This window comes from Pseudomonas sp. OE 28.3, assembly GCF_014268205.2.
Lineage (GTDB): Bacteria > Pseudomonadota > Gammaproteobacteria > Pseudomonadales > Pseudomonadaceae > Aquipseudomonas > Aquipseudomonas edaphica.
Genome location: NZ_CP077082.1, coordinates 216976 through 230005 on the forward strand (window position 1 = coordinate 216976; position 13030 = coordinate 230005).

Here is a 13030-nt window from a genome sequence, read left to right on the forward strand (position 1 = left end):
CATGAGCGAAGAAAACACGTACGACTCGACCAGCATTAAAGTGCTGAAAGGTTTGGATGCCGTACGCAAACGTCCCGGTATGTACATCGGCGACACCGATGATGGTAGCGGTCTGCACCACATGGTGTTCGAGGTGGTCGACAACTCCATCGACGAAGCTTTGGCCGGTCACTGCGACGACATCAGCATTATCATCCACCCGGATGAGTCCATCACCGTGCGCGACAACGGTCGCGGTATTCCGGTCGATGTGCACAAAGAAGAAGGCGTATCGGCGGCAGAGGTCATCATGACCGTGCTTCACGCCGGCGGTAAGTTCGACGACAACTCCTATAAAGTTTCCGGCGGTTTGCACGGTGTAGGTGTGTCGGTGGTGAACGCTCTGTCCGAAGAGCTTATCCTGACTGTTCGCCGTAGCGGCAAGATCTGGGAACAGACCTACGTGCATGGTGTTCCACAAGAACCGATGAAAATCGTTGGCGACAGTGAATCCACCGGTACGCAGATCCACTTCAAGCCTTCGGCAGAAACCTTCAAGAATATCCACTTCAGCTGGGACATCCTGGCCAAGCGTATTCGTGAACTGTCGTTCCTTAACTCCGGTGTGGGTATCGTCCTCAAGGACGAGCGCAGCGGCAAGGAAGAGTTGTTCAAGTACGAAGGCGGCTTGCGTGCGTTCGTTGAGTACCTGAACACCAACAAGACTGCGGTCAACCAGGTGTTCCACTTCAACATCCAGCGTGAAGACGGTATCGGCGTTGAAATCGCCCTGCAGTGGAACGACAGCTTCAACGAGAACCTGTTGTGCTTCACCAACAACATTCCACAGCGCGACGGCGGTACTCACCTGGTGGGTTTCCGTTCCGCACTGACGCGTAACCTGAACACCTACATCGAAGCGGAAGGCTTGGCCAAGAAGCACAAAGTGGCCACTACCGGTGACGATGCGCGTGAAGGCCTGACGGCGATTATCTCGGTGAAAGTGCCGGATCCAAAGTTCAGCTCCCAGACCAAAGACAAGCTGGTGTCTTCCGAAGTGAAGACCGCAGTGGAACAGGAGATGGGCAAGTACTTCTCCGACTTCCTGCTGGAAAACCCGAACGAAGCCAAGCTGGTTGTCGGCAAGATGATCGACGCGGCGCGTGCCCGTGAAGCGGCGCGTAAAGCCCGTGAGATGACCCGCCGTAAAGGCGCGTTGGATATCGCCGGCCTGCCGGGCAAACTGGCTGACTGCCAGGAGAAGGACCCTGCCCTCTCCGAACTGTACCTGGTGGAAGGTGACTCTGCTGGCGGTTCCGCCAAGCAGGGTCGTAACCGTCGCACCCAGGCTATCCTGCCGTTGAAGGGTAAGATCCTCAACGTCGAGAAGGCCCGCTTCGACAAGATGATTTCCTCTCAGGAAGTCGGCACCTTGATCACGGCGTTGGGCTGCGGTATTGGCCGCGATGAGTACAACATCGACAAACTGCGTTACCACAACATCATCATCATGACCGATGCTGACGTCGACGGTTCGCACATCCGTACCCTGCTGCTGACCTTCTTCTTCCGTCAGTTGCCGGAGCTGATCGAGCGTGGCTACATCTACATCGCTCAGCCGCCGTTGTACAAAGTGAAAAAGGGCAAGCAAGAGCAGTACATCAAAGACGACGACGCCATGGAAGAGTACATGACGCAGTCGGCCCTGGAAGATGCCAGCCTGCACTTGAACGACGAAGCCCCGGGCATTTCCGGTGAGGCGCTGGAGCGTTTGGTTAACGACTTCCGCATGGTAATGAAGACCCTCAAGCGTCTGTCGCGCCTGTACCCTCAGGAGCTGACCGAGCACTTCATCTACCTGCCTTCCGTGAGCCTGGAGCAGTTGGGCGATCACGCCCACATGCAGAATTGGCTGGCTCAGTACGAAGTACGTCTGCGCACCGTCGAGAAGTCTGGCCTGGTTTACAAAGCCAGCTTGCGTGAAGACCGTGAACGTAACGTGTGGCTGCCGGAGGTTGAACTGATCTCCCACGGCCTGTCGAACTACGTCACCTTCAACCGCGACTTCTTCGGCAGCAACGACTACAAGACCGTGGTTACCCTCGGCGCGCAATTGAGCACCCTGTTGGATGACGGTGCTTACATCCAGCGTGGCGAGCGTAAGAAAGCGGTCAAGGAGTTCAAGGAAGCCCTGGACTGGTTGATGGCTGAAAGCACCAAGCGCCACACCATCCAGCGATACAAAGGTCTGGGCGAGATGAACCCGGATCAACTGTGGGAAACCACCATGGATCCTGCTCAGCGTCGCATGCTGCGCGTGACCATCGAAGACGCCATTGGCGCAGACCAGATCTTCAACACCCTGATGGGTGATGCGGTCGAGCCTCGCCGTGACTTCATCGAGAGCAACGCCTTGGCGGTGTCTAACCTGGATTTCTGATCAGGCTACCCGCTAAAACAAAAAGGCCAACGCTCAGCGTTGGCCTTTTTTATTGGGTGAAACTTAAGCGTTTTACAATTGCTCCACGTGGAACATCACTGTTTTTAACCTTGGGCCGCCGCCACACTCTCCAACCGATAGCCATACCCGTAGATGGTCAGCAGCTGCCAGCCCCGGTCTGCGGTCAACCCCAGCTTGTTACGCAGCCGATAAATATGTGTATCCAGTGGCCGTGAGGAGACCATTTCTTCATGGCTCCAAAACCGCTCATACAGGTATTCCCGAGACAGTGGCCGAGCCAGGTTGGCGAACAAGCAACTGGCCAGGCGGTATTCACGCTCAGTGAGATTGATCGGCTTACCCGCGCGCGTCACCGTCAGTTCGGCATCATCAAAGGTCAGGTCGTTGAAACTCTGCACCTCATTAGTCGCTGGCTTTTGCAGCCCATGGCGGCGTAGCACGGCGTTGACCCGAGCCTTGAGTTCGTTTGGCCGAAACGGCTTGCTGACGTAATCATCCGCCCCGCTGTTGAGTGCGGTGACGATATCGCTCTCGGCATCGCGGCTGGTCAACATAATTACGGCGGGTGGTGAGTCCATGTGCTCGCGGGTCCAGCGCAACAATGCGATGCCTGTGATATCCGGCAGTTGCCAGTCGAGGATCAACAGGTCAAAGGTTTCGCGGCGCAGTTGGCGCAGCAGGTCTTCACCGCGTTCGAAGAAATGCAGGGACCAGGGTTGCTCTGCGGTGCTGGGGATCTGTCGCAGCGTCTGTTCAACCCGACGCAATTCAGCGGGTTCGTCGTCCAGTATTGCGACACGCATGGGTGGGTCCTTTCTACAAAAAATACGACAGCCGACGGTCTGTTCAATCGCGTAGGTAATGCACAGATGCCTGTGGTTGAATCTGAATAATTATGGGCAGACTCAATGCTCACAGGATCTATCGGTACGCTGATATCAAAGGGCCGTAAACCCGTTTAAAGTCTTGCGTACCTACCAGGCGAAAGATACCGGCTCCTACCCTTGAGGAAAAGGATCAGCCGACACATGCGCTGCCGTAGACCTGTATGTGCTGAGGTCAGATGCCGTCTGAAACTACTCGGGTGATGAGCTCCATGACCTGTTCTGCCTATCGATTATGCTGTGCCCTACCCGCGTTACTGGCCCTGGTCATCAGTACAGCTCAGGCTGCAACGCCCTATCGCCCTGCTTATATTGACGAGCCGTTCCTGTGCCGTGCGCACCCGTTGCCAGCAGTTGTGCAGCATTTGACGGGTGAAGCCTGGAAGCTCGATGCCAAAGGCGGGGCGCAGCATCTACTGGAAGGGATGAGCATTGATGAGCAAGAAGGCGTGAAGACTTCGACATCGGCTTTCGTCAGCCTGCGCCTGGGTGATGGTTCCAGTGTGGTGCTGCCCTCCAGTTCACAGGTGCGTCTGCACCTGGTGCAAAAACAGGCGATTCCCCAGGTCATTCTGGAACAGGGCCAGGTCGAGACCTATGTGATCAAACGGGCCAGTGACTACGACCGTTTTCAGATCGTGACGCCCGTCGGCGTTCTGGGCGTGCGTGGCACGCACTTTCGCGTGCGCAATGACGGCGAGCAATCCGTGCTGGAGGTGCTGAATGGCCAGGTAGCGGTTAACCGTGCAGCAGGCAGCGCCGCAGCCGAAGTGAAGGTGGACGCACGCCAAGGTCTGCTGATCAGACAACAAGGTGAACTCAAGCCCGTGGCGCTTTTGCCCGCGCCTGTATTAATCGGCCAGGATGGCCAAAAAGGTCAGTCGCCAGTCTGGAGCCTGTACCTGCGGCCATTACCCGGTGCACAGCGCTACCGCGCCCAAGTCGCGACCGACTCAGCCTTTATGAACATCAAGCAGGAAAACTTTTCCAGTGAGCCGAAAATGCGCTTCACTGGGCTCAAAGCATCGTTTTACCACGTGCGTTTGTCCGCCTACGACGCGCAGGGCCTGGAGGGAGAAACCGGGGTCTATGACATCTTCTATTACCCACCCGCCACTCAGGTACAGGCCAGCGATGGTTAACCCATGATGCTTTGGCACAAGGCCGAGAAACGCCAGCCCACTCATGCCCAGCGCTTGTTCCACGGCCTGGTGCGCGAGTGGTTGTGGATAGGTTTGCTGTTATTGCCAATGACGGCCTACCTCTCGTTGAGCCCGGGCCTGGCGCTGAACAACCCGCTGTATGACAGCCTCAGGCGCCTGGCGCCGTTGCCGGTAGACCCGCGCATCGTGCTGGTGACCATTGACGATCCTAGCCTGAAAGAGTTGGGCCGCTGGCCCTGGCCGCGCAGTTTGCACGCCGACCTGATCGACCGCCTGAGCGCCGCGCAGCCAGCGGCCATCCTCTTCGATGTGATCTTCAGTGAGCCCGGTGTGCCTGCCAACGACCGACGCCTGGCAGCCGCCGTGTGCAACGCCGGCAACGTGGTACTGCCGTTGCTGCGTGAGGAAGCGGCGAACTACAGCACGCCGGACGCGCATATGTTGCCGCTGCTCAAGTGTGCTAAAGGTCTCGGGCATATCAATGTTGAAGCCGACAGTGACGGCGTAGTGCGCAGCCTGTTTATGCGTGAAGGCCCACCCGGTGACACCACGCCGCAGTTGGCGTGGGTGGCCTATGCATTGAGCGGCCAGGCCTCTGAGATGCCAGGAGAACCCCAGCAACCGATTAACCCGTCCTGGCACCGGGAGCACGCCATTCGGATCCCGTTCATCGCTGCCGACACCCGCTTTCCTACGGTCTCCTACGCCAGCGTTATACGCGGTGAGGTCGACCCTGAACGGCTGCGGGGTCGGCTTATTCTGGTAGGCGCCACTGCGTCCGGCATGGGCGATCGTTTCGTCACCCCACTCTCCTCGACTGTCGGCACCACGGCGGGTGTTGAGATCCAGGCCAACGTGCTCAACGGCCTGCTGCAAGGGCGCAGCATCGTTGATCTACCCGGCGCGGTGTCGGCCTTGATGGCGACTGCCTGGGTGGCATTGTTACTGGGCCTGTTGTTGTATCGCCCACGCTACGCGCTCTGGATGACCCTGGGCTGCATGGCCACCGCATTGCTCGGCGCGTGGGTGTTGCTGCGCCAGGGCCACTGGTGGTCACCGGCCGCGTGCCTGATTGGTTTGCTGCTCAGCTACCTGATATGGAATTGGCGGCGCCTCAGCGTGATCCTGGCCTACTTCGGCTGGGAGCTTGCGCGGCTGGATAACGAACCCAAAGTACTGCCCGAGCGTCGTCGTGCGCCCGCGAGCAAGGGAGATGTGCTGCAAGCGCGGATCTTTGCCCTGGAACAAGCGGTAAGCCGTACACGCGATACCCGGCGGTTTATGGCCGACGGTCTGGAGTGCCTGCCGGTGGCCACGCTGATTACCGACCCCAAAGGCAGCATCCTGCTGGCCAACCGGATTGCACGTGAGGTGTTCAGTAATGAGTTAGTCAACCAAAACCTCCTCGAACAACTCGGCGACCTGGGTTATCCGCCGCTGCACAATGGCGTGCGCCCTGCTCTCTCAGCGCTGGAACTCGTTGAGTTTCGCGACATCCATCAGCGCAGCCTGCGCATTGAACTTGCCCCTTTGCTGCCGGCTGAAGGCGACGTCGCCCTCGGCTGGCTGATGAGCCTCACAGACTTGAGCAAAGAGCGCGAAGCGCAGCAGCACCGCGAAACCATGCTGCGCTTCCTGTCCCATGACCTGCGTGCGCCACACTCGGCGATCCTGGCGCTGCTGGATGTGCATGGCGGTGAGTCGCCGGTGTTTGCTCAGATCGAGCAACAGGTCAGGCGCGCGCTGAGCCTGACTGAATCGTTCGTACAACTGGCCAAAGCTGAGGCCGATGGCTACCAGTTTCAGCCCACGCTGTTTGCCATGCTGGTCATGGATGCTTTCGATCAAGTGGCGGTCATTGGCCAACTTAAAGGCATCCACCTGGTTCATGATCTGGACGAAGCCGATGAAGGCATGGTGTACGCCGATCAATCGCTGCTGACCCGAGCGTTGTTCAACGTGCTGGAGAATGCGATCAAGTATTCCCCTTCCGGTACTACCGTCACCTTGAGCCACGGCAGCGCGCAAGGATGGCTGGAATGCCGCATCAGCGATCAAGGACCCGGTATTGCGCCAGAGGATTTGCCCGAGCTATTCAGCCAATATCGACGCTTCGATTCGGCCCAAGGCAGTGAAGGTTTGGGGTTGGGGTTGACCATGGTCAAAGCTGTAGTGGAGCGCCATGGCGGTCGCATTCAATGTGAAAGCGAGGTGGGTAAGGGTTCGACTTTCAGCCTGCAACTGCCGTTACTCGAGGATTGAAAAACGTACTTTTTCACGGTGCATAAAAAACCGGTCACAAGGACCGGTTTTTTTATGCGGGAAAAACTTATGCACGTTTTTCGCGATTTTATGAGCTTTGGAAATATGTAAGTAAATCAGATTGTTATGAGGAAAAAACACCAATTCGCCAACAAACCGTACACAGGTTATCCACAGATCACTAAGTCGCTGGTGTCTCGACTACAACCGGCTCTGGAGGCAGCGAACCCATGGCCCGTTGCTGCGCTTCATTCCACGCCTGTGCGCGGTCATTGAGTGCGGCAATGGCGCGTGGCCCTTCACCTTCGGCGTACATGGGCTCGCCAATGACCACAGTGATAGTGCCTTCACGCTTGGCCCAACCGGTCTTCGGCCAGAACTTGCCAGCGTTGTGCGCAATCGGCAGCACCGGCAGATGGGCGTTGACCGCTAATGCAGTACCGCCGCGTGAGAACTTGCCCACGGTGCCAAACGGCACACGCGTACCTTCCGGGAAGATCAGCACCCAAACACCATCCTTGAGCAGCTCGTCACCCTTCTTGGCCACGTGTTTGAGCGCCGCCTTGGGGTTGTCACGGTCGATGGCGATCGGCCGCAGCATGGCCATCGCCCAGCCGAAGAACGGCACGTACAGCAGCTCACGCTTAAGCACCTGGCTCAGAGGCGAGAAGTACGCGGACAGGAAGAACGTTTCCCACGTGCTCTGGTGATTCGACAGAATCACGCAGGGCTGGTCCGGGACGTTTTCAGCGCCCTTGATCTCGAAACGGATGCCCAGGAATACCTTGGTCAGCCACAACGCACAGCGGCACCAATAGACGTTGATAAAACGATAACGCGCCTTGAACGGCAGGAACGGCGCGATAAAAAAGCTCAGGGTGCACCACAGAAACGAACTGGTGCCCAGCAGCAGGTAAAAGAAGAAGGTTCTGATGGCCTGCAAAATCGACATGGCAGCATTTACCGTTGCGGGACATGGCCCGCCTGCTAAAAGCACACTCCCGAGCAATCCTTGTTCAGGAAGTCGAGGGCGGCTAGTTGTTAATAAGTTCTGCGGCAACCGCCGCCAGATCGTCAAAAATCAGAGTGCCCACCGGCAGGTTTTTCGCCTGGGTCTTTTCGCCTTTCCCGGTCTTAACCAAAACTGGCTGAGAGTCGACGGCTTTGGCCGCCTCCAGGTCACCGAGGCTGTCCCCGACGAACCATAGCCCAGCTAACGGCACCTTGTAATGTTCTGCAATGGTTTTCAACATGCCAGGCTTGGGTTTGCGGCACTCGCAGCCCTCATCCGGCCCGTGGGGGCAGTACACCACCAGCCCCACCTCACCGCCCTGCTCGGCCACTAACGCGCGCAAACGCGCGTGCATGGCGTCCAGGGTGGCGATGTCGTAATAACCGCGGGCGATGCCGGACTGGTTGGTGGCGATGGCCACCGTCCAGCCGGCTTTGCTCAACTGCGCGATGGCCTCGATCGAGCCGGGCAGTGGAATCCATTCCGCCACCGACTTGATGTAAGCGTCGGAGTCGTAATTGATCACCCCGTCCCGATCGAGAATCAGCAGTTTCAACATGGTCAGCCCAGTACAGAAATGTCAGCGATGTTGATGAACAAGCCGCGCAGGCGTGCCAGCATGGCGTAGCGGTTTTTCCGCACACCAGCATCTTCGGCATTGATCATCACCGCTTCAAAGAACGCATCCACCGGCTCACGCAAGGTGGCCAGGCGTGCCAGTGCTTCGGCGTAATTGCGTTCGGCGAGCAGCGGCTTCACCGCGTTTTCCGCTTTGGCGATGGCCGAGTTCAGCGAGAACTCCTTGGCATCGGCAAACAGGCCAGGGTCGACTTCGGCATTGCCGAGGTTGTCGGCCTTGCTCAGCAGGTTCGACACACGCTTGTTCACGGCGGCCAGAGCCTCGGCTTCCGGCAGCTTGCGGAAGGCTTGTACGGCCTGTACGCGCTGATCGAAGTCCAACGCCGAGCCCGGTTGCAGGGCACGTACCGACAGGTAGACGGAAACGTCCACGCCTTCGTCTTCATAACGCGCACGCAGGCGGTCGAACACAAACTCCAGCACTTGCTCGGCCAACCCGGCTTGCTTGACCTTGGCGCCAAACTGGCTGACTGCAAACACCACGGCCTGGGTCAGGTCGAGGTCGAGCTTTTTGTCGATCAGGATACGCAGCACGCCCAGGGCCGCACGGCGCAGGGCATACGGGTCTTTGCTGCCGGTAGGCAACATGCCGATACCGAAGATGCCGACGAGGGTGTCCAGCTTGTCGGCGATGGCCACGGCCGCACCGGTCAGGGTGCTCGGCAGCTCAGCGCCAGCGCCGCGCGGCATGTACTGCTCGTTCAGAGCCAGGGCCACATCGTCCGGTTCGCCGTCGTTGAGGGCGTAGTAGTAACCGGCGACGCCTTGCATCTCCGGGAACTCGCCGACCATTTCGGTGGCCAGGTCGCACTTGGACAGCAAGCCAGCGCGGGCTGCCCAGGCAGCGTCACCGCCAATGCGTGGGGCAATGTAGGCGGCCAGCTTGGAAACGCGCACGGCCTTGTCGTAGACGCTGCCGAGTTTTTCCTGGAACACCACGTTTTGCAGGCGCAGGTTAAAGTCTTCGAGCTTCTGCTTCTTGTCTTGCTTGAAGAAGAACTCGGCGTCAGTCAGGCGCGGGCGCACGACTTTCTCGTTACCGGCGATGATCTGCTGCGGGTCTTTGCTTTCGATGTTGGCCACGGTGATAAAACGCGGCAGCAGCTTACCGTCCACATCCAGCAGGCAGAAATACTTCTGGTTGTCCTGCATGGTGGTGATCAGCGCTTCTTGCGGCACGTCGAGGAAACGCTCCTCGAACGAGCACACCAGCGGCACCGGCCATTCAACCAGCGCGGTCACTTCGTCGAGCAGGCTTGGCGGCACGATGGCGGTGCCTTCCTGCAGGCGGGCCAGCTCTTCGGTGCGCTTGCTGATCAGCTCGCGACGCTCGTTGGCATCGGCCAACACGTAAGCGGCACGCAGGTCGGCGGCGTAGTTGGCCGGCGAGGTGATGCGCACGACTTCTGGATGGTGGAAGCGGTGACCACGGGAATCACGGCCAGCCTTCTGGGCGAGGATCGTGCAGTCGATGACTTGGTCACCGAGCAACATCACCAGCCACTGAGTTGGGCGCACGAACTCTTCCTTGCGAGCACCCCAGCGCATGCGCTTGGGGATAGGCAAGTCGTTCAGGGAGTCTTCAACGATGGTCGGCAACAGGCTTGCCGTTGGCTTGCCGGTGATGACCTGGCTGAAACGCAGTTTCGGGCCGCTCTGGTCGATCTCGCTCAGCTCGACGCCACACTTCTTGGCAAAACCAAGGGCGGCTTGAGTCGGATTGCCTTCAGCATCAAAAGCCGCCTGACGCGGTGGGCCGTCGAGGTTGATGCTGCGGTCCGGCTGCTGGGTTTCCAGCGCGGTCAGCAACACCGCCAGGCGACGTGGCGCGGCGTAGACTTTTTTCGCGGCGAATTTCAGGCCAGCGCTGTGCAGGCCTTTTTCGATACCGGCCAGGAACGCATCGGCCAGGGTGTTCAGTGCCTTGGGTGGCAGCTCTTCGGTGCCCAGTTCAACCAGGAAATCTTGAGCACTCATTGTGCAGCCTCCAGCTTAGCCAACACTTCATCACGCAGGTCCGGGGTTGCCATCGGGAAGCCCAGCTTGGCGCGAGCCAGCAGGTAGGCTTGGGCGACGGAACGCGCCAGGGTGCGTACACGCAGGATGTATTGCTGGCGCGCGGTCACCGAGATGGCACGGCGGGCGTCCAGCAGGTTGAAGGTATGGGAAGCCTTCAACACCATTTCATAGCTCGGCAACGGCAGCGGCTGGTCGAGTTCGATCAGGCGCTTGGCTTCGCTTTCATAGAAGTCGAACAGTTCGAACAGCTTGTCGACGTTGGCGTGTTCGAAGTTGTAAGTGGATTGCTCCACTTCGTTCTGGTGGAACACGTCGCCGTAGGTGACTTTGCCGAACGGGCCGTCAGCCCACACCAGGTCGTAGACCGAATCCACGCCTTGCAGGTACATGGCCAGGCGCTCGAGACCGTAGGTGATCTCGCCGGTCACCGGGTAGCACTCGATGCCGCCGGCTTGCTGGAAGTACGTGAACTGCGTCACTTCCATGCCATTGAGCCAGACTTCCCAGCCCAGGCCCCAGGCGCCCAAAGTTGGCGATTCCCAGTTGTCTTCGACGAAACGGATGTCGTGCACCAGTGGGTCCAGGCCGACATGTTTCAGCGAGCCCAGGTACAGCTCCTGGAAGTTATCCGGGTTCGGCTTCAATACCACCTGGAACTGGTAGTAGTGCTGCAGACGGTTCGGGTTTTCGCCGTAGCGGCCGTCAGTCGGGCGACGACTGGGCTGCACATAAGCGGCGTTCCAGGTTTCCGGGCCGATGGCCCGCAGGAATGTAGCGGTGTGGAAAGTGCCGGCGCCTACTTCCATATCGTAGGGCTGAAGTACCACACAACCTTGCTCGGCCCAGTATTGCTGGAGGGCGAGGATCAAGTCTTGGAAGGTACGCACGGCTGGCGTAGGCTGGCTCACGAAATTCACCTGTTACTTGGGCTGCGATTTAAAGAGCGGGAGTATACCCGATTCGGCCCTGCCACCACTCCCTGGAGCCTTATGCCACGCTGCTTTTGGTGTTCTGAAGATCCGCTGTACATGGCTTATCACGATCAGGAGTGGGGAACGCCGCTGCGCGATGCGCAGGGTTTGTTCGAGTTGCTTTTGCTCGAAGGGTTCCAGGCGGGCCTGTCCTGGATCACCGTTTTACGCAAACGCGAGCATTATCGAAAGGTCTTGTTCGGCTTTGATGCGCAGCGTTTGGCCAGGCTGACCGATGCTGAAATCGAAGCACTGATGCTCGATCCAGGCATCGTGCGTAACCGCCTAAAGCTCAACGCCACCCGCCGCAACGCCGCCGCCTGGCTGGCGCTGGAAGATCCGGTGGGGTTGCTCTGGTCCTTTGTTGGCGGCGTGCCCAAGGTCAATCACTTTACCGATCGCAGCCAAGTCCCGGCGATTACCCCCGAGGCTGAAGCCATGAGTAAAGCGTTGAAAAAAGCCGGTTTCACCTTCGTCGGCCCGACCATCTGCTACGCGTTCATGCAGGCCTCGGGCATGGTCATGGACCACACTCAGGACTGCGACCGTTACGCGGACTTGGCCAACGCCGGTTAGAATGCCCGCTTTGCGCACCACACACGATCAGGAGTGACCTGTGGAAAAGTTTAAAGGCGCCTTGCTGGTAGGCGCTCTTCGGTTGTTTGCCCTGCTGCCCTGGCGCGCTGTCCAGGCCGTCGGCACGGCGATTGGCTGGATCATGTGGAAAACCCCCAACCGCTCCCGCGACACGGTGCGGATCAACCTCTCCAAATGCTTCCCGGACATGGACCCGGCCGCCCGCGAGCGTCTGGTGGGCCAAAGCCTGATGGACATCGGCAAGTCGCTGACCGAAAGCGCCTGCGCCTGGATCTGGCCGGCACAGCGTTCCATCGACCTGGTGCGCGAAGTCGAAGGCCTGGAAGTGCTGCATGAGGCATTGGCCTCGGGCAAAGGCGTGGTTGGCATCACCAGCCACCTGGGCAACTGGGAAGTGTTGAACCACTTCTATTGCAACCAGTGCAAACCGATCATTTTCTACCGCCCGCCCAAGCTCAAGGCGGTGGATGAGTTGCTGCAAAAACAGCGGGTGCAGTTGGGTAACCGCGTGGCGGCGTCCACCAAGGAAGGCATCCTCAGTGTGATCAAGGAAGTGCGCAAAGGTGGTCAGGTGGGTATTCCGGCTGACCCGGAGCCGGCGGAATCTGCGGGCATCTTCGTGCCGTTTTTCGCCACCCAGGCGCTGACCAGCAAGTTTGTGCCGAACATGCTCGCAGGCCACAAGGCTGTTGGCGTGTTCCTGCATGCCCTGAGGCTGCCGGACGGTTCGGGTTACAAAGTGATTCTGGAAGCAGCGCCGGAAGATATGTACAGCACCGACACGGCTACCTCCTGCGCGGCGATGAGCAAGGTGGTGGAGCGTTATGTCGGCGCCTACCCGAGCCAGTACATGTGGAGCATGAAGCGCTTCAAGAAACGCCCGCCGGGTGAAGAGCGCTGGTACTGACCACGTGATCGTTCCCACGCTCCGCGTGGGAACGCCGCCTGTGACGCTCCGCGTCACAGTTTTAAGGGCAGGCGCAGAGCGCCCAGGGCTGCATTCCCACGCAGAGCGTGGGAACGATCATAAATGCAGGCAACTC

Annotated in this window: 10 protein-coding genes; 5 read left to right on the forward strand and 5 right to left on the reverse strand. The window is 59.0% G+C overall.

The window, feature by feature from the left end:
• Position 1: 1 nt before the first annotated feature.
• The gene (gyrB, locus tag HU759_RS00945; protein WP_017135133.1) at positions 2–2419 is read left to right on the forward strand and encodes a DNA topoisomerase (ATP-hydrolyzing) subunit B; all 2418 of its coding nucleotides are present in this window, start codon (positions 2–4) and stop codon (positions 2417–2419) included.
• A gap of 104 nt (positions 2420–2523) precedes the next feature.
• Here the strand turns inward: gyrB and HU759_RS00950 are convergent, their stop codons facing one another.
• Positions 2524–3243: a response regulator transcription factor gene (locus HU759_RS00950; RefSeq protein ID WP_017135134.1), complete on the reverse strand. Its 720-nt coding sequence runs from the start codon at positions 3241–3243 to the stop codon at positions 2524–2526.
• A gap of 293 nt (positions 3244–3536) precedes the next feature.
• On the opposite strand from HU759_RS00950, the gene HU759_RS00955 reads away from it, so the two are divergent.
• Positions 3537–4466 (forward strand): FecR domain-containing protein, encoded by a 930-nt coding sequence (locus tag HU759_RS00955; protein WP_170040599.1) that lies wholly within the window; start codon positions 3537–3539, stop codon positions 4464–4466.
• 3 nt (positions 4467–4469) lie between these two features.
• On the forward strand, positions 4470–6749 hold the full coding sequence (locus HU759_RS00960) for a CHASE2 domain-containing protein (protein WP_170040600.1): 2280 nt from the start codon (positions 4470–4472) through the stop codon (positions 6747–6749).
• A gap of 181 nt (positions 6750–6930) precedes the next feature.
• Here HU759_RS00960 and HU759_RS00965 read toward each other — a convergent pair whose 3' ends face one another.
• The 4 genes from HU759_RS00965 to glyQ all read right to left on the reverse strand — a co-directional run bounded on the left by HU759_RS00965 (position 6931) and on the right by glyQ (position 11327).
• Positions 6931–7701: a lysophospholipid acyltransferase family protein gene (locus tag HU759_RS00965; RefSeq protein ID WP_186617215.1), complete on the reverse strand. Its 771-nt coding sequence runs from the start codon at positions 7699–7701 to the stop codon at positions 6931–6933.
• Between the two features lie 82 nt (positions 7702–7783).
• Positions 7784–8320, reverse strand: coding sequence for a D-glycero-beta-D-manno-heptose 1,7-bisphosphate 7-phosphatase (gmhB, locus tag HU759_RS00970; protein ID WP_017135138.1), 537 nt, complete (start codon positions 8318–8320; stop codon positions 7784–7786).
• 2 nt (positions 8321–8322) lie between these two features.
• Positions 8323–10377, reverse strand: a complete 2055-nt coding sequence (gene glyS / locus HU759_RS00975; RefSeq protein ID WP_186617214.1) for a glycine--tRNA ligase subunit beta — start codon at positions 10375–10377, stop codon at positions 8323–8325.
• Entirely contained in the window at positions 10374–11327 is a 954-nt protein-coding gene (glyQ, locus tag HU759_RS00980) for a glycine--tRNA ligase subunit alpha (protein ID WP_003187265.1), read from the reverse strand. Before glyQ ends, glyS begins: the two co-directional genes overlap by 4 nt.
• Before the next feature lie 81 nt (positions 11328–11408).
• Here glyQ and tag point away from each other — a divergent pair, with 81 nt between their 5' ends.
• Both tag and HU759_RS00990 read left to right on the forward strand, forming a co-directional pair.
• Entirely contained in the window at positions 11409–11966 is a 558-nt protein-coding gene (tag, locus tag HU759_RS00985) for a DNA-3-methyladenine glycosylase I (protein ID WP_017135140.1), read from the forward strand.
• A 40-nt stretch (positions 11967–12006) separates the two neighbouring features.
• Positions 12007–12894 (forward strand): lysophospholipid acyltransferase, encoded by an 888-nt coding sequence (locus HU759_RS00990; RefSeq protein ID WP_017135141.1) that lies wholly within the window; start codon positions 12007–12009, stop codon positions 12892–12894.
• Positions 12895–13030 lie beyond the last annotated feature (136 nt).

Excerpts from the sequence above, each read along its gene's own strand:
- HU759_RS00950 (WP_017135134.1), bottom strand. The coding sequence starts at position 3,243 with ATGCGTGTCGCAATACTGGACGACGAACCCGCTGAATTGCGTCGGGTT.
- gmhB (WP_017135138.1), bottom strand. The coding sequence starts at position 8,320 with ATGTTGAAACTGCTGATTCTCGATCGGGACGGGGTGATCAATTACGAC.
- HU759_RS00960 (WP_170040600.1), top strand. The coding sequence starts at position 4,470 with ATGATGCTTTGGCACAAGGCCGAGAAACGCCAGCCCACTCATGCCCAG.
- HU759_RS00965 (WP_186617215.1), bottom strand. The coding sequence starts at position 7,701 with ATGTCGATTTTGCAGGCCATCAGAACCTTCTTCTTTTACCTGCTGCTG.
- gyrB (WP_017135133.1), top strand. The coding sequence starts at position 2 with ATGAGCGAAGAAAACACGTACGACTCGACCAGCATTAAAGTGCTGAAA.
- glyS (WP_186617214.1), bottom strand. The coding sequence starts at position 10,377 with ATGAGTGCTCAAGATTTCCTGGTTGAACTGGGCACCGAAGAGCTGCCA.
- HU759_RS00955 (WP_170040599.1), top strand. The coding sequence starts at position 3,537 with ATGACCTGTTCTGCCTATCGATTATGCTGTGCCCTACCCGCGTTACTG.
- tag (WP_017135140.1), top strand. The coding sequence starts at position 11,409 with ATGCCACGCTGCTTTTGGTGTTCTGAAGATCCGCTGTACATGGCTTAT.